The organism is Sellimonas catena, assembly GCF_027924685.1.
Taxonomy (GTDB): Bacteria; Bacillota; Clostridia; order Lachnospirales; family Lachnospiraceae; genus Sellimonas; species Sellimonas catena.
In genome coordinates this window covers 1-17,775 of sequence record NZ_BSBO01000048.1, presented here as the reverse complement: position 1 = coordinate 17,775, position 17,775 = coordinate 1, and the positions used below count along the sequence as shown (strand labels likewise).

The 17,775-nt window shown below is 34.7% G+C and carries 17 protein-coding genes and 1 pseudogene; 1 reads left to right on the top strand and 17 read right to left on the bottom strand.

Annotated elements, in window-relative coordinates:
* Positions 1-139: 139 nt before the first annotated feature.
* Positions 140-571: pseudogene (locus Selli1_RS16790) on the top strand (ATP-binding protein); the annotation flags it as partial.
* 484 nt (positions 572-1,055) lie between these two features.
* Here Selli1_RS16790 and Selli1_RS16785 read toward each other — a convergent pair.
* From Selli1_RS16785 to Selli1_RS16705, 17 genes are all read right to left on the bottom strand, one after another.
* The gene (locus Selli1_RS16785) at positions 1,056-2,192 is read right to left on the bottom strand and encodes a tyramine oxidase subunit B (RefSeq protein WP_281874135.1); all 1,137 of its coding nucleotides are present in this window, start codon (positions 2,190-2,192) and stop codon (positions 1,056-1,058) included.
* Positions 2,193-2,204: 12 nt separating this feature from the next.
* The gene (locus Selli1_RS16780) at positions 2,205-3,485 is read right to left on the bottom strand and encodes an ATP-grasp domain-containing protein (protein WP_281874133.1); all 1,281 of its coding nucleotides are present in this window, start codon (positions 3,483-3,485) and stop codon (positions 2,205-2,207) included.
* Positions 3,476-4,435 carry a hypothetical protein gene (locus Selli1_RS16775; protein ID WP_281874131.1) on the bottom strand — a complete coding sequence of 320 codons (960 nt, stop codon included), beginning with the start codon at positions 4,433-4,435 and terminating at the stop codon, positions 3,476-3,478. The genes Selli1_RS16780 and Selli1_RS16775 overlap by 10 nt, the downstream gene beginning before the upstream one ends.
* A complete protein-coding gene (locus Selli1_RS16770; RefSeq protein WP_281874129.1) occupies positions 4,432-5,640 on the bottom strand; it encodes an ATP-grasp domain-containing protein in 1,209 nt (402 codons plus the stop codon). Before Selli1_RS16770 ends, Selli1_RS16775 begins: the two co-directional genes overlap by 4 nt.
* Before the next feature lie 16 nt (positions 5,641-5,656).
* On the bottom strand, positions 5,657-7,111 hold the full coding sequence (locus Selli1_RS16765) for a lipopolysaccharide biosynthesis protein (RefSeq protein ID WP_281874127.1): 1,455 nt from the start codon (positions 7,109-7,111) through the stop codon (positions 5,657-5,659).
* Positions 7,112-7,135: 24 nt separating this feature from the next.
* Positions 7,136-8,236, bottom strand: a complete 1,101-nt coding sequence (locus tag Selli1_RS16760) for a DegT/DnrJ/EryC1/StrS family aminotransferase (protein ID WP_281874125.1) — start codon at positions 8,234-8,236, stop codon at positions 7,136-7,138.
* 21 nt (positions 8,237-8,257) lie between these two features.
* On the bottom strand, positions 8,258-9,196 hold the full coding sequence (locus Selli1_RS16755) for a glycosyltransferase family 2 protein (protein ID WP_281874123.1): 939 nt from the start codon (positions 9,194-9,196) through the stop codon (positions 8,258-8,260).
* Between the two features lie 17 nt (positions 9,197-9,213).
* Positions 9,214-10,350, bottom strand: coding sequence for an EpsG family protein (locus tag Selli1_RS16750; protein ID WP_281874122.1), 1,137 nt, complete (start codon positions 10,348-10,350; stop codon positions 9,214-9,216).
* 30 nt (positions 10,351-10,380) lie between these two features.
* On the bottom strand, positions 10,381-11,292 hold the full coding sequence (locus Selli1_RS16745; RefSeq protein WP_281874120.1) for a glycosyltransferase: 912 nt from the start codon (positions 11,290-11,292) through the stop codon (positions 10,381-10,383).
* Positions 11,293-11,308: 16 nt separating this feature from the next.
* Entirely contained in the window at positions 11,309-12,415 is a 1,107-nt protein-coding gene (locus Selli1_RS16740) for a glycosyltransferase (protein ID WP_281874118.1), read from the bottom strand.
* Between the two features lie 11 nt (positions 12,416-12,426).
* Entirely contained in the window at positions 12,427-13,575 is a 1,149-nt protein-coding gene (locus tag Selli1_RS16735; protein WP_281874116.1) for a glycosyltransferase family 4 protein, read from the bottom strand.
* Between the two features lies 1 nt (position 13,576).
* Positions 13,577-14,473: an NAD-dependent epimerase/dehydratase family protein gene (locus Selli1_RS16730; RefSeq protein ID WP_281874114.1), complete on the bottom strand. Its 897-nt coding sequence runs from the start codon at positions 14,471-14,473 to the stop codon at positions 13,577-13,579.
* Positions 14,474-15,097 carry a sugar transferase gene (locus tag Selli1_RS16725; protein WP_087252705.1) on the bottom strand — a complete coding sequence of 208 codons (624 nt, stop codon included), beginning with the start codon at positions 15,095-15,097 and terminating at the stop codon, positions 14,474-14,476. It abuts the gene before it with no gap.
* 41 nt (positions 15,098-15,138) lie between these two features.
* On the bottom strand, positions 15,139-15,669 hold the full coding sequence (locus Selli1_RS16720) for a PglD-related sugar-binding protein (protein WP_281874112.1): 531 nt from the start codon (positions 15,667-15,669) through the stop codon (positions 15,139-15,141).
* Positions 15,666-16,190 (bottom strand): transcription termination/antitermination NusG family protein, encoded by a 525-nt coding sequence (locus Selli1_RS16715; RefSeq protein WP_281874110.1) that lies wholly within the window; start codon positions 16,188-16,190, stop codon positions 15,666-15,668. The genes Selli1_RS16720 and Selli1_RS16715 overlap by 4 nt, the downstream gene beginning before the upstream one ends.
* 93 nt (positions 16,191-16,283) lie before the next feature.
* The gene (locus Selli1_RS16710) at positions 16,284-16,853 is read right to left on the bottom strand and encodes a transcription termination/antitermination NusG family protein (RefSeq protein ID WP_281874108.1); all 570 of its coding nucleotides are present in this window, start codon (positions 16,851-16,853) and stop codon (positions 16,284-16,286) included.
* Between the two features lie 12 nt (positions 16,854-16,865).
* Entirely contained in the window at positions 16,866-17,318 is a 453-nt protein-coding gene (locus Selli1_RS16705) for a hypothetical protein (protein WP_281874105.1), read from the bottom strand.
* Positions 17,319-17,775: the final 457 nt, after the last annotated feature.

Below are 17,775 nucleotides of genomic sequence, written 5' to 3'. Positions count from 1 at the left end.
GGAGGTTCTATTTTTCAGGATGGCGGCTCCGCCACATTTATTATCTGTCTGGAACAGTGATTTCCTCTTTTCGGACAGGTGATTTCCAAAACACCGGACAGGCGCTTTCAGCGCACCGGTATATCCAGCAAACGCGCTCGGAGTTGCTGCATGCAGGCAGCTCTATAAGGTCCGCTACGTCCGTATGCCTGATCTGATGAATGAATATGCGGTCGCCAAAAGTCTGAATACACAAAACAAGGTGAAAAAGGCCTATGCCAGGTTTGATCTACTGATCATTGACGAGTGGCTTCTCCGACCACTTCCCGAATCGGAAGCCTATGATCTTCTGGAACTGATTGATGCCTGCAGCCAGAAAGGGGCGCTGATCCTCTGTACCCAGTATGATGTAGATGACTGGTATTACCGCATTGATTGTGACCGGGCCGAAGACGAAAGCAGTGCCGTCGCCGAAGGCATTCTGGACCGCATCATCAACAACAAGTACAGTATTGAGGTCAAAGGCCGTATTTCCATGAGAAAGCGCCACGCGTTTTCAGATGAAGAAAGCGGGGTGAGTGACAATGGCTGATAGCACTATCTATGCCCCTGTTGGACGAGGTTAACTGCGCTGATTCCTGTGAAGCCGTCACCGCACTCTGCGAGTTAATCGATGAATTACTGAAGGATATCCAGCACCTTGAGCCGGAAGTCATCAGCGCAAGAAAGGCGAATGTCTATGCCGGCACTAATATATCACTGAAACGGAGGCCGTTCTGGGGAGTGTTAAAATCATTCTCCAGGCGGCATAGCCACAGATGCTACAATGAAACTTTATAAGCTGCCTTTGGACACAATAAAGCAAACACGAAGATTTAGATCACTGATCTCGGAGACGAGATCGGTGACCTAAATCTCCGTGACAAGTGATCTATTTATCCGTGAACAATGATCTATTCACGCGTAATATACAACATCATCCAGGCAGGAATCGTAATGGTTTGCGATGATCCTAATTTCAGTTATAACGCTTTAAATCCCATATTCGTTCTTTTCTATGATTTAAATATTCTTCCTTAAAGTCTAGATTGTTCCCATAAACATAGAGACGTTCCAATATTTTTCTCTTCTGCTACTTTGTAACATTCACTTCCCCAAGCAACATCTTCTATCGGCATACCACCAATAGCATAAAGTACTATTTGTTCATCTGTGTCGCGTCCACTTTTTTCTCCACAAATAATTTCAGCAATATTAGTAATATTTTCTTTTTTCAGTTTACCTTCTTGAACTGCATCATAAAATCCCATCCCTAATAACGTTGAGACTGTTCTCTGTGTTGGCAACTCTCGCCCTTCTCCCCAATCTTCGTACATCCGATAATTATCAGCTACAACCTTACATTTTTCTGCATCGGAAATGAAATCTGTGTCAACAAGCAATGCAGATGCACTAATTACCAAAGCTCCTTTTTTCAGCCATTTTTCATTAATATAAGGATTGTCCTCAAATTTTGTGGCATTTGTTGTACCAAAATATACAATATCTGACTCTTCGCATGCATCCTGAATACTTTCACAAATAGTGTATTTCTCAATCTGAGGATATTTTTCTTTACACATCTTTAAAAAAATATCAATACTTTCCTTTCCTCTTCCCTTTATTTTGATTTCTCTAATAGATGGCTGACAGAGCATCAATGCATCTAATGTATATCTGGACATAGTACCCGGGCCTACAATTCCTGCAATTTTAGGATTTTTTTTACTCAAATATTTAAATCCAACGCCAGCCACTGCACCAGTTCGCATAGCACTTAAAATATTGGCTGACATATAAGCCAAGGGTGCCCCTGTTTCTACATCCATTAACGACATCATCAAAATAGATCTTGGAAGTTCTTTTTCTTTATTTTTTTGATTTGACCCGTAACACTTAATACCAAACATATGAAATTTGCCTCCTAAATAAGCTGGCATTGCCATGAATCTTTTATCTGGTTCATCTGTTGGCATATTTTCAATTTCTGTTACTTTAGGAAAAACAACCTTTATACCATGTTCATTAGCATGGGCACCACCCATTCTATAATCTCCGCGATCTAATAAGGCAAACATTTCCTCCATAGATTCTATGCATTTTCCCATGTCTCTGACACCTGCTTGAATCATATCATCTTCATTTAAATATCTAAAACTTATTGCCCCACTCATTTCTTTTTCCCCCTATTCATAAAACAATTGTACTTTTTCTGGATATAATATTTCTGTTAACATATTATTTCCATCTTCATCCAATACCTTGATTTTTGTTTTTACTTCATTTATTAAATTTGTAAGGTCTTTTCTATTTTTGATGTCACATAATATGTAGGCAAATACTCGTGTTGTGGCCCCTTCTGTTGTGATACTATCACCCTCAAATCGAAGTTGACAAAATTCAATAATTGGAGATAATTCGCTTATTTCTTCTACTCCTATAATTGTTTTAACCTTTCCTGCTTTTAATACTAGAGTTAATGTAAATGCGTTACTATAAAAAAGTGGATTACTTTTCTCCAATTGAGAAATATTCATTTCTCCCGTTAATGAGAAACGAATCATTTCTTGTATCTGATTATAACCACTAAATTTTTCTACATATTTATATGCAAATCCTCCACAAAGTCGATATCCTACTTCATGAATATAAAAATTACCATTTTCATAAAACCCTTGAAAAAAAACAAAGCCATTTTTCATATTGTTCTGAACAAAAAAATTCTCTATTTTACTTTCCATCTGTTTTTGCCATTCCTGAAGATGTCTAGATGGACAAGTCATTCCCTGCCCCACTGGTGCACTCTCTTCATTAACTGCATGAACATACCGGTCTCCCATCTCTGATAAAAAGGTTTTCCCATTATAGATCATATAATACACACTAATTTCGCTGTTCATATCCATTAATTTTTCAATCAGAAGTTCTTTCTTTTTAGAAAATTCAAATGCCATTTCACAGAACTTCTCATATTCGTCTTTGTTATAACATTTAAATACTCCTCTTGAACCACTACTATCAACTGGTTTTATTACTACCGGAAAACTCAAATCTTGAATCTTCTCTTTATAATTCTTTAAATTAACCTTTTTCCACGGAACTACTGGTACACCTGCTTTTTCACAAGCAATTTTAAATTTTTCTTTATCAATACATATATCTATATTTCTTTCATCTCCCCAAAAAGGTAAATTTAATTTTTTACATATTTTTTGACAATATGGGAGCATTGAATCTGTATATCCAGTAAACACTCCGTCTATTTTTTCATTTTTACATAATTCGACCACAGCGTCCACATCAGTAGTACTTATCATAAAGCTTTTATCTGCTATTTTTTTTGCCGGCGAATTTTCCAAGTAGTCTGTTACATAAACTTTTACCCCCATCTTATGAGCCTCTTCAATAATCTGGCAGGTTGGTTGTACTCCTCCTAAAAGAAGCAATTTTTTTCCTCTTAAATCCATTGTTTTTCCTCCTCATATATTATATCTACTATATATCTCATTTCTTTTTCTCCATATCTTTGATCACATGGAAGTGGTATAATATTATCTGCCAATTTATACTCAATAGAATCTTCAGATACTTCATTTAAAACATTAGGCCAAAGCTTTGGAACAAAGACTTTCTTATCAATTAATTTTTTCCTTAGCTTTTCTCCATTCTCAACATATAGCGGATAAGCATATGCTCCTTGAATCTTTTTTATGTCCAATTTATTCTTTCCGCTAAAAGCATCGAATAAATATTCATAGTTTTTGGTTCTTGTTTCTTTTACGACCCCATAATCAATTCCATGTAATAAGTTATTTGTTAATTTAGACATTCTTTTTATATCTTCTTCCGAGAAAAGTTTGTTATTTGCTGTATATTCGTTATAAAACTCAGAAGCGCTTTTTTCATAACGACCTAATAAAAATCTCATTCTCTCAAATGAAATATCGTAAGGAAAGTCTCTTTCTAATTCAGCATTGGTATATAAAAAGGCACCATCTGGAACTCCAAAAAATTTTCTACAGGTATATATCGTATCTACATTCTGAATTGGGTATTCAAAATATGCCTGTGCCTGATCAACAATAACATATTTATATTTCTTTACATATTCCTTAATTTGATCTTTTGATAATTGTCCATAAAAATTAACTAAATATAGCCACTCATCTTCTTTTATATCTATATCGTCTGGAAGAAACTTATTATCAATATGGTAGTATTGAATTTCTACATTTTTCTTTTTACATAGATTTTTTACTGAATCGCATAAAAAAAAAGGAAGAGCAATCTTTTTGATTTCTCTAGCCTCAATTAGAAATGCCAGACAATTTCTACCACAATTCAGCGCCTTTGCCTTTTCGTGTAACATTGTTCCAGTATATGTATCTAATTCTATATATCCACCTATTTCTTTCATACAGTTTCCTCTTGAAATTTAATTATAATATGTTTCCTTATATCCAATAAAAAATTTTTCATTTGTTCCCTACTATTAAATTTGAAAAATACGATTCCCAATGCCTTAGAAGCATTATCAAAATATTCAACTTTATCGCCTTTTTTCTTATAAAGACAAATTTTTTGAACATATGGCTTTACTTCCGATGAGAGCCAAAGACTATCGAATTTTCCATTTTTAATGGCGTGCAAATTATGGGTTGCATAGAATCCTTCTCCTAATATTTCCTCTTCCTTAAGTTCATCTCCCATAGCTACTTTCACACACATTTCAACTACATTTACACCAAAAATATTACTTAATAAATCTGGTATCATATTCCCGCCACTTCTCGGCCCTATATCAATCGGCCATACTTGTCCATACTGATCAATAATTAATTCCACATTCATAGGACCGTTCTTTAAATTTAACGCATCAACTATTTGTTGAATTGTTTTTTTTACATTATCCAAATCATTTTCCTGTAATTCGACCGGATAACTTTTCCCAACTGGCACAAGAGGATTTGCCAAATTATCCCTATGGCAATTTAATAATCCCCATAAGATAACTTTTCCGCGATATATAAAAATGTCCCCACCTATAAGATATGGATGTTTTTTTTCAATATATTCTTCTATTATTACTCTCTTATTTCTTGAAAAAGAAAAGGCAAATTGAACTGCGCCTTTTATCTCTTCTTTTTTATAAACTATCGTTACCCCTTTGCTCCCTGATGAGTCTACAGGTTTTACAATAACCGGGAATACCATTTTACTATATTCTTCGAAAGATATAGTTGTTTCTATTCCAATCTCCCATGTTTTTGGGGCATTAAATCCATGTGTTGTTAAAAATGTTCTGAATTTATCTTTGTTACATAGTGTATCAACTGCTTCAAATGGATTCCCCGGAAGTCTTAGTCTTTCTGCCACATAAGCTGCAGTGGGTGCAGCTGGATCCGATGCATAAGCAAGAATTCCATCAATTTTTTCTTGCTTTGCTATTTCTAAAATTTTTTCTTTGTCCGTTGTACTTGCTAAATAAAATTTATCAGCAAAATACTGTCCTGGATTATCCTCAAGATAATCACATAAAATAGTTTTGTAACCCATTTTTCGGGCCGTTTCTATGGCAACAATCTGTTGTGCTGACCCTCCCAATAAAAGAATTGTTTTCATAAATTTCCTTCCTCTATTATTTATAGCCGCATTTTGGCACAAATTTTTTTATGATTTCCCACAAATAATCAAATGCTTCAATTTTCATAATCTTTGATCCAACAATATATATTATTACACCTAAAGTTACCTGAAGCATAAGAGTAATAAGCGCGTTAACCCCTAATAATTCAATGAAACTTACGCATATACCCATAAAAACAGCTAGGCCAATACTCGGTATAATATCCTTTAACTGTTCTAAATAACTATAATTCAACAATGCTTTATTTGGCCAGGTATTTACAATTTGACTTGTAACACTACTTACTAGCAAACTGTAAGCCATAGCCATCACACCAAACCACATCGTTGATAACAACAAAATCATTCCTATAACTTTTTTTATGATTTCCAGTCTTAAATACAGATCGCTTCGCCCCATCGCCTTAATTGCGTTCAAATTGGCAGTATGAAGCGGATAAAACATAAATGTAATACAAAAAATTCGTAAATATGGCACGCATGGAAGCCACTTTTCAGTCAATACTAGTTCCACAACCGCCGGAGCCGTAAAAGCAAGCCCCATCATTAATGGAGCCATGATGTATGTACTCATGGTAATTGCACGCCTAGTCATTATTTTCAAAGTTTCCCTAGAATCTTGTTCTGTTGATAAGACTGGTAACAGAACACTATCAATTGAAGTATTTATATTAGACACAATTACATTTGGAAATTGTCTGCCCTGATTATAAAAAGCTAAATCTGATGATGAATACATTTTTCCTATTATTAATTGCCTAATATTTGTATATACTGTATCTATCAAACTTGATACAAGTAGTTTCCATCCAAATGAGAATAATCCTTTCACTCTTTGAATAGAAAATCTTTTTTGAGGTCTCCATTTTACTGTGCACCATAAAACAATAGTATTTACCAACACATTCAATACTTGCTGAGCAACTAGTGCCCAAACTCCTGCTCCATAAAATGCTAATATAATTCCAATTATAGCGGCTCCAATCGTTCCACTTAAAGATGAATAGAAAAATTTTTTAAACATCAAATGTTTAGATACATATGCCTGTTGTACGTTTTTTACTCCTGATATTATTACAGTTAAACTTAGGACTCTAATAAGAGCTATCAAGGACTGATCATCATAAAAATTGGCAATAAAGGGTGCGCATATAAAAATTAAAGCATATAATATTAAGCAAAATCCGATATTAATATAAAATACAGAAGAAAAATCCAAATCATCTGTATTCTTCTTCTGTATTAAAGCATTCCCTAATCCACTATCCACAAAAACTTGTAAAATCGTTGTAAAAACTGTAATTAAAGAAATCGTCCCATATGCTTCTGGTTCCAGTAATCTTGCTAGAATAATCGAAACAATAAAAGTAACAATTTGAGCTCCTGATCTTTCTGCAAATCTCCATAATAAATTTGATATTACTGTTATCCCATTACCTTTCCACATGCTTTTCACTCTTTCCTATCCTGTTTATATCTCGTCTAAAATAATATCGCAAATTTTATCTACATCTTCAAAAGATAGTTCCGCATAAAGAGGCAATGTCAACACACGTTTTGAAATATGTAATGCAGTTGGTGTTTGCCCTACATTATACTTTTTATGAAAGCATTCGAAAGTGTTTGTTAATGGATAGAAATATTTTCTAGAAAAAATATCCTGTTTTTTTAGACTTTCTAATATTTCATTTCTGCTTTTTCCAAATTTCTTTTCATCAAAAACAACTGGAAAATATGCATAGTTCGACTTCACATCCTCTTGTTCTATATTTAATTGTATACCTTCGACTCCAGCTAAACGTTCTCGATATCTTTCAACAACCTTTTTCCTTTTAAGTATTTCTTCGTCAATATGGCGTAAATTGCATAATCCCATTGCAGCTTGAAATTCATTCATTTTTGCGTTTGCTCCGACACTTTCAACACATTCTGTCCCTCGTATTCCAAAATTTTTCAAATTATAAATTTTTTCTCCTAACTCATTATCTTTATAGCATACTGCTCCACCTTCTATGGTATTAAACACTTTAGTTGCATGAAAACTAAAGCAGGAAGCATCACCAAAATTTCCAACTCCTATTCCTTTATATGTTTCGCCAAAAGTATGAGCTGCATCGTATATCACTTTTAACCCATATTTTTTTGCAATACGGTCAATTTCTTCAATATTACATATATTTCCATATACATGAACTGGTAAAATAGCACATGTGCGATCAGTTATTAAAGATTCTATTTTACTTACATCTATTGTATAATCATCCGAATTTATATCACAAAAAACCGGTTCCAATCCATTTCTCACTATTGCGTGTGTTGTAGAAGCAAAAGTAAATGGCGTTGTAATTACTTCTCCTTGCAAATTCAAAGCTTGTAAGGTAAGTTCCAACGCCATGTGTCCATTGGTGAGTAAATCAATATTATTTACACCAAGATATTCTTTTAGTTCTTCTTGTAATTTGCGATGTTTTACACCCATATTCGTTAGCCAATGAGATTCCCATAAATCCTGAATTTCTTCTACATATTCATTCAATGGTGGCATTGATGATTTTGTCACTTGTATTTTCATAATTAATTCTCTCCTTAACTTTTATATTGTATGATTTTGTTTCTTTCGTACCTTGTTTTCTACTACAAATTTTATTAACTTATATAAACAATGCTTCTTAAAATGTAGTCTTTTCCATTGTAAGTAAAATTGCTTTTTACTATATTCATGTTTAAAAAGAGCTGCTACACTGTTTATAAAAAAAATGCTTTCAGCACATTTTTCTCCATCCTCATTCTTTATTTCATATGCGTATTTTATAAAGGATTGGTAATAATTGCACCAATCAAGAGCTGTTGGTCTATATGTTGCACTATAGCTACTTCCTTCACTATTCACATAACGATATGCGCTCATTTTTTCCTGAATGCACCATATTTCTCCATATGATAACAAAACAAAAATCTTTTTTCTGTCACCAGGACCCTTACTTTTTTCAAATAAAAAAGATGTATTAATTTGTTTATCCTTATAAATATTTCTATACATTATAGTAGTATTTTGTCCTGGTAAAATAGAATTTTCAAAATCTTCAAATGTATATTTACTATTTTTACATTCAGGATAATCGACACTAAGTTTTTCTCCGTTTTTTCCTACAATTATAGTATTATGTGCAACTGCAATTACCTCATTATTATTTTCTAAAATATCTACCTGTTTTTGCAGTTTGTTTTCATCAATCCAGTAATCATCCGTTTCCAGAACAATAACATATTTTCCTCTAGCTTTAGAAAAAATATCTCTAAAATTTTTCCCAGGTCCCCAATTCTTTTCTCTGTAATAGGCTTTTATTACACTAGCAAACTTTTTTTCATATTCTTGAATAATTTTTGCTGAATTATCTGTCGAATGATCTTCCCCTATAATTACCTCATAAGCAAAATTAACTTTTTGCATGAAAATTCCATCCAACGCTTTTCTCAAATATTTCTCATGATTATATGTTGCACAGCAAATGCTAACCATAATTTCTTCCATAATCTTCCCTCCTAATTTCAATTAAATATAGTTGTATATGGAAAGATTCCATTATTTCCATTAGAAAAATATGAGGTCCAGAAAAATAATAAGTAATAAATTATTATAAAAATTTGTAAAATAACACGTTCTTTTCTTTTTGCGCATTTGATCATTTGAGGCACTAAAGCAATTTCAGCAATAATCCCATAATATAAAAATCTAAACGCCCAATGCATATAAAACCCTAGTAATATTGATGCAAACTCTGTAGCATATAATAAAATAAAAAAACGATTATTTTTTTCTTTTTCAACTAATTTTTTTGAAAATAATAATATAAGTAAAGCAATAGGAATTCTAATTATAATATCGATATAGTTTGCATTATAGGCCATTGTATTAGAGTACATTTCTATATATCTGCTGAAGAATGAAATTCTTGTTATCATTCCAAATAGTATTTCAAAAAAACTCGGGATCAAAAATAGAAATAAAATGAATAAAAAATCTTTATAAAAAGATTTATTTCTCTTAGCATACACATAATATAGAAATAAACAGAAAATCGCACTTGTGTGAAATGTAGTCGCAAGTAGAATCAACCCCATAAACACAACAAACTTTCTTTGAAATACATACTTTAAGGAATAAGCTACTATTGACACAGCTACTATTTGTCGTATTACGTTAAAAGAAGCCGGATAAATAAGTATGAAATAAATAAAAAGCATCAGAGGAAAATTATTTTTGCTTAAGTTTTCTTTAAAGAACATAAAGAAAAAAAAGCCTGTCAATAATGCCATTAAAAAAACAAACCCTTGATATCCTCCGAACAATACATTTGCAATCCTACAAAGTATGTAAGGAGCTATCTCCAATGATATCCCTCTATATCTTGTAAGGGTTGCCCAGTCATTGTTAATGTTTTCTTGATAAATTACTTCATAATTAAAATAATCAGTCCCGATTCCATATCTTAATCCCGAAACCAATACTGGAATCATTATGATTATAAGTGCTAGAAAAGATTGTTCTATTTCTGATGTTGTTATTATTCCCTTCTGCTTTTGACTGTATTTTATTATGTTTTTATTATATATTAATTGATACTGATGTGCGCATATACACGTCAAAGCGAAAACAACAAAATAAAAAAACAGTGAACCAATCATTATTTTTTTTATCCTTTCAAAACATAAAAATTAATATAAATTTCCTAATAATACTCGAAGCTTAAACCCTATGGTAACATTCCATGTATAACCCCTATAATGATAGTTCAAAAAGACTTTTAATCTTGCTGCAAATGAAATGTTATAATTAATTATCTCTTCTATAATCTTTCTATCACTGTTTGATAAATTTTCCATGTAAGTCTTTTCAAAGTCTTGTAACATTCTTCTTCTAATATTTATAGATGGATTAATAATATTTTTTATTGCTTTTCTTATTTTTTTCTTCTTTCCGCCAACAACATTTTTTTCATGTTGCCTATATAATATGTTACAAGCTGGATCATAAACTACCTCTCCCATAAAAATATTAACCAGATACATCCAGTAGTCATGCATTTCCATCGTGCATCCTATTCCTCTTCTATATAATAGAAGTGCTTGTTGATTAAATACACAAGTACATCCTGTTGCAATATTTTCTACCATAGCTTTATATTTATTGATAGATCTAGGATTTTTTTTCATTGTTGACAAATATTTAAGATTTTTATCAACCACTTTCAAATTGCTACAATACAGCCTTGCTTTTTTATTTAAATTTTCTAATTGTTTTATTGCATTTATCAGCTTTTGAGGAAGCCATATATCATCTTGATCGCAAAACGCAATCCATTCATAGTCATTTGTTTCCTGTCTCATCATTAAATTATTAAAACTATTTACTACCCCGATATTTTCCCCTAAATAATATTTAATATTTTTATTTTTATCAGAATATTTTTTTAGGATTTCACTTGTTCTATCTGTCGAACCGTCATCCCTAATTAAACAATCTATAGTAACTCCTTCTTGATTCAAAATACTGTCTAACTGTTCAGATAAGTACTTTTCTCCATTATATGTCGATAACAAAATCAATATTTTTTTTGATCTTTCCATTTCTGCACACTTTCTATCATTTTAATTCTTTTATTATCTTTTTCCAGCAATCTAATCCTGCCTGAAAGCTAAATCTTTTACTCCATTCATCTCTTGATTTTTCACAATATTTTTTCCATATATTAAAATCGCGAAATAAAGAAAGATTCACATTTTCCCAACATTCTAAATTATCTTTATCTTCTAGTAAAAATCCAAATTCATCGTTAACTATTTCGCGATTCATTCCTACATTTGATCCAATTACTGGAATTCCAGCGGCCATATATTGTATTAATTTAAAACCGCCTTTTCCATTTGTATATTCCGTATGTGGTAGTGGCATTATTCCAACATGTGATTTTGCTACATACTGAATAGCTCTCTCTCTGCTCCAATTGACATTTTTTATTTGAATATAATTTGTTTTTTTTCTCAATTCCTTATTGCTAATAACATAAAGGATGACCTCTTTTTTTAGGCATACTTTTATTTTCTTAGCTAACATATCTAGTTCATTTAACACCTGTTCAACAAAAATAATATTTCCACCGGTTCCTAACCAAACAAATCTGATTTCACTTTCATAGCTTTTTTCTCGATCTTTGATCTCTTTTCTTAAATCGATATTCTCAAAATCACCGTCTGTTGTTGGTAAAATACATATTTTATTTTGATATTTTTTATCTAAAGTTCCTGCCAAAAAACTATTAGTAACAATATTTTTTTGACTATATCTACCAAATAATTCTGCCTCAGTGGTAGAAATTTCACGATTCAAAAATATGTAATCATCAAAATCCCATACTAGTTTTGTTTGTTTGAATAATTTTTTTTCTAAAAAGGCAACAAACTTTAAAGTATGCCTCGGTAAAATCGTTCTCGAAACTACGACAATATCTGGTTTATATACTAAATCAGTTGCTAAAAACCATATTGCTCTAATGCACATTAGTAAGAATAAGCATCCTTGAATAATTATCTTAGCATAATTAAATTTACAGTCTAAATTTATTCGAAACATTTTCTGAGACATTATATTATGAACCTTTTTATTTACACTTATATTTGAAAAGTATTGCATTATCCTATAATAGCAAGACGGACCTTCTGTAGCATTTCTAACATATATTGATACTTTCATTTTCTCTCCATTTAACTTTCTTTAATATTTGAATATATATTTTTTATAATTTTGTTTATATTGTCACTGCTATACTTTTGTATAATTTTAGAATTCTCTTCTCCCATTTTTTTTCTTACTTGCTTATTATTCGCTAAACGAATAATTGCTTTTTCATAATCCTCACTCCTATTTGGAGAAGTTAGTATTCCATTAAACTCATTTTTAATTAAATCTGTATTACCTCTGACACCACTTGCAATGGAAGCTATTCCACATGTCATAGCTTCCATTAATGCTACTGGTAATCCTTCTCTTTTAGATGGGAATACAAATATATCTGCTGTCTTATATAACTCCGCTACATCATTTCTAAATCCCAAAAAATGAACTTGTTCGCCAACTCCTAAGTTTTTGGCCATTTCTGCAAGGTATTCCTTTAGACTCCCTTTCCCTACTAATAAATATTGGATGTCAGGTCTTTGAAGTTTCGCAAGTGCTTTTATAATTACTTCATGATTCTTATTTTTATTAAGTTCTCCTACGGAAATTAAAACTGTATCCTCCGTCTTGATTCCTAATTCTCTTCTCTTTCTCTCTCTATCTATCTTTATATCTTGAAACTTCTTAATATTAATCCCTACTCCTGGTACATATTCCACCTTTTTTGCATCAAACTTTTTTTTTGCTCTTTGATAATCTTCCTTATTTATAGTAATCAATATATCTGTGTATCTAGATAAAAATTTTTCTATTGGATAATAGATCAGCCAATTTTGTACCGGTGCACCTTTATAAAAATGAAAACCATGCGCTGTATAAATAACTTTCGTGTTTGTCTTATGCCCCACAAGTCTTCCTACTACTCCTCCTATCGGAGAATGGCAGTGAATAAACGTATACTGATATTTTCTTGCCAGTTTCAATACCTGTTTATATGCTTTCAGATCCTGATTCAATTTCATGACATTTCTTTCAAAATCGATTTGAAAAAATCTCACATGTAATTGTTTTAATTTTTTCTTTAATTCCAGAACCTTCTCATCTGTACATGTACTGCCTTTTTCAAAGTTACATGCAACATGTACCTCGTATCCCATTTCCTGAAGCAATTCTATGTTCGGCATGTTAAACTGATCGATCATAGATGCTACTGACGCAAGCATTAACATTCTCTTCATCTTATGCTTCTCCCTCAGTCCTTTTTATTGTTTCTTTCAGATTCCAAACCTGGTATTTCCTGTCAAAGCAGTCACTCATACTTTTCTCATACACCATGTTTCCAAATGCTTTGTTTGCCAAACCGGATACTTTCCCCGGTATTTTCCCTGCAATCCATACTGCCGGGTTCAAAAGTTTTGTAACCTGTACTTTATGTCCACTGACTTTGCCAATCAGTTTTACCATCTGGCTTGTCCGCACATATTCTCTGTTCTGTGGGAAATAGATTCCTCCATCTCCACTTTCCATCAACAGACTTAAAAACTCGCACAGATTTTCAATATGCAGCATACTTCTGGCATTTTTTACATCTGGAAAAACAGGCAGTTTCTTTGCCAACTTAGCCAGTACCGGATAATTTCCTTTACTTCCTTTTCCATAGATCATCGGCGGTCGTACTACTGCTACATGAAACTCTTCATCCTGAAGTTTTCTCACTCCTTTATCAGCCTGCCATTTGCTGTCCCCATAAAAGTTTGCCGGATGAGGTTTCGTTTCTCTGGTAATTACTTTCCTCTTTCCTACGCCGGCACTCTCTCCATAAATAATCATGCTGCTCATAAAGACAAACTGTTTCACTCCGTCTGCCTTTGCTTTCTTTGCTGTTTCAATCGCCAGATCCCGATTAATCTTGTAGTAAAATGCTTTTGTCTCCGCAGATACATGTCCTACATCTGCGTGGGCCAGTCCTGCCACATGAAAAACGGCATCATATCCGGAAAAATCCTTTTCCTTCCATGTGCCGTCGACCATATCCAGTTCTTCTGTTTCAAATTCTCCGGGATGCTTTTCCTTCACCCAGTTGATGAAAGAAGTTCCGATATAGCTGTCTTTTCCTGTAATCAATACTCGCTTCATCTATTTCTTACCTCTCCTCTTCATCTCTCCGGTTCCGCCTTCTACTACTCCGTCTGACCGCAGCACAGACAGAATTGTACCAAAGAAGCATTTTACATCCAGACCGAAGCTTAAGTTCTCCACATAATAGCCGTCCAACTTTGCTTTCTCCGGAATTTCCAGCTCGTCTCTTCCGTGGATTTGTGCCCATCCGGTCAGTCCCGGAAGAATATCATTTGCTCCGTACTTATCACGTTCTTCGATCAGATCGTACTGATTCCAGAGTGCCGGTCTCGGCCCGATGATTGCCATATCCCCTTTCAGAATGTTGATAATCTGCGGCAGCTCATCCAGAGATGTTTTTCTCAGGAACTTGCCAACTTTTGTGATATACTGATCTGGGTCTTTTAAAAGATGGGTCGGCATATCTTTCGGCGTATCTGTCCGCATGGTCCGAAACTTCAAAATATAAAAATGCTTTTTGTGAATTCCTACGCGTTTCTGTTTAAAAAAAACCGGTCCTGGTGAATCCAGTTTAATTGCAATCATCAACGCAAGAAAAAATGGCGACAGGAACACCAGCGCCATCAAAGATAAATAGATGTCCAGATATTGTTTTTTCTTCAGATAGTTTTTCTTCCTCATGACTACACTCCCATTTCCAAAGGGGATATCTCTCCCTTTGTTTATCCCTTTCTCATTTCTTTTTGATTTTCTATCGCTATCCCGCAGGGGATTCTCTCTCCCTCCGGAATTCTGCTTCCTTTGATAATTGCTCCACAGTCCAGATGAACGCCGTCTTCCAGCACACAGTCATGATCGGTCAGGCTTCCGATCGAAAGAATACATACCTTTCCAATCGTCGCTTCCGTATGTACGACCGCTTTAGGAAGAATCACCGTTCCTTCTCCGATCGTTGCCGACGGACTGACATATGCTTCTGGATGAATCAAAACTGGAACTGTAAATCCAAAGCGTTTCGCTCTTGAATACAGTTCCAGTCGTTTTTGATACACCCCCACTGCCGGGAATGCATCCTGATATTCTTTTTTAAATACCGGCAGGTCGTTGATTTTCCCAACTGCTCCCGGTTTCAAATCGTCCAGAAAGTCAATCTTGTCATATACCGGATTGCCTTCTGTATCCCGCATAGCTCTGGCTGTTTCAGCTACTACACGACCATGTCCTCCTGCACCTAAAATCAGCAGGTTTTTCATTGCTTTCTCTCCTCCCTCGTCCGGATCCCGATCAGTATCTTCCTTTTTTGTCCGAACAGTTCTTTTTCTATCATTACATAGCAAAGACGTATCTTTTTCTTTACGATATTTCCAACATAATGTTTCAGCGGTCCTTCTGCCGAAAGAATCTTCTTCTCGTCATCCAGCTTTACATCCGACAGCCGGACAATCTTTTCCTTGTCTTCATCAATCAGATTCTCAAGAAATTCCTGTTCTTCTGATGAAACCGCAAGAAAGATGTCTTCCTCGGCCCGCAGTAATTTCGTAAGTCCGGGGATGTGTTTTAGTTCCCAGTACAGGGCTTCCGGATCTTTTGTTGTGACAAAGAGATACCCCGGAAACATGGTTTCCACATGGCAGATCTTCTGTCCTTCCAGACACCAGATCCTCTCTCTTCTTATGTAAAAGCAGTCTTCATAGAGATCTCTGTGAAGCTTGCTTTCGATGATCGTTTTCATTTCCTCTTCTTTTCCGGTCATCACCTGTATCACGTACCACATAGTCCCTCCTGAAAAAGGGCGTGCTTCGCCATTTCACGGCCTGCGCCCCGAACTCATTCCCTTTTCTTACGGCAGTTCTTTTCCCGGCAGTCTTTACTGTCGTGAAAATGTTTGCTGCTGTATTTTTCTATCATTCTGCCAGATCTGATCCCCTGGAAGGCGGATTCCAAACAGAATCGTTTCCTGTCTTCCAAAAAGTCCTACTTCTGCCAGTACATAACGTTTTCTCAGACGTTTCCTGACAATCTGCCCGGAATATGGTTTTAGAATTCCACCGACCCGGATCAGATTTCCCTCATCATCTGCTTCGACTTCCGACAGTCCCATTGGAACATCCAGCCGTTTTCCACAGATTTGTTGAAGAAAGTGAAGATCTTCCTCTTCAATCCGGACTGGACATTCTTTTCCTCCGACAGGCTGTGGGTATTCTCTCGATCTTTCCAGAACTTCTGCCAGTTCTCCCATCTGATCTGTTTTTACAAAAATAAATCCCGGAAACATCAGTTCCGTATCCAGAATCAGCTTTCCATCTGCCCGGAACAGTTTTTGCTTTTTCAATACGCTGCAGACATCCCACAGTGCAGGATCTACCGTCTGGCGTAACAGCTCTGCCGCTACTTCTTCTTTTCCGGGTACAGTCCTGAGTGCATACCAGTTTTCCATGCTCCACACCTCTCAGCTTTTTGACGTAATCTCAAGACCGGTCCAGAATCCTTCATTCTGCCAGAGTTCTGACGGTCCTTCGATTTTTGCAAGACGTCGATGCCGGTCAATTTTCCTGATTCTTGCTTCGTTTCCAACAAGAGGTCCTTCTGTCACTATCGTCACACCGTCCCGGATAATGCCTCTGGACATGGGAACATAATGATCCGCTCCACCAAGCCTGCGCAGAAATGCTTCTGTCTCTTCATCGACCGGAACCGCTTCCTGATCCCGTGGAACGCAGTCTGTTTCGCTTTCCAGAAAAAACATGCCCGGGAACAGCGGTGCATGCAGAGAATGCCAGCTTCCCTCATACCGTTTCATTCGCTCAAATGTAAACAGAAATGCTTGTGCCTTGGCAGTGGAATCCTGCTGTTTCCAGTTCTGCACGGCCTCCTCTTCCTGTCCCTTTACGCAATGCAGCATATACCAGATGGCTGCTTCCCCCTTTTCGTAAAGTTTTTTACTCTGCGAAAGGGCAGATATATCATGGTAGTAAGGTATATTTTCTAAGCGGTATTCTGGCTGACGTTTTTTTCTGACGTGAAATAAAAAGAAAAGAATTTGGAAAAAGAAAATGTGATTTTATGACTGCTCAGGAAAAATTCTGTCGTACAGACGAGATTTTTGACGGCAAATAGATCCCTATTTTGTTTAAAATATGTAAAGGACAGCATTGTGGACAGGTAAATTCGACTGTTTTCTGCCTTTGCAGAAGATAATCTCGTTGCTTTTTTTACTTATTGTGCTATAATAATGATGTTGGGGTCGAAACTATATAATTAGTTGTGCCCTGTACCTATAGTACCTTGAAAAATTCATATTTTGTAGTATTATGCTGGGATTTCTGGCATATATGCCGGGTATTTCCCTCCTTGTTTTA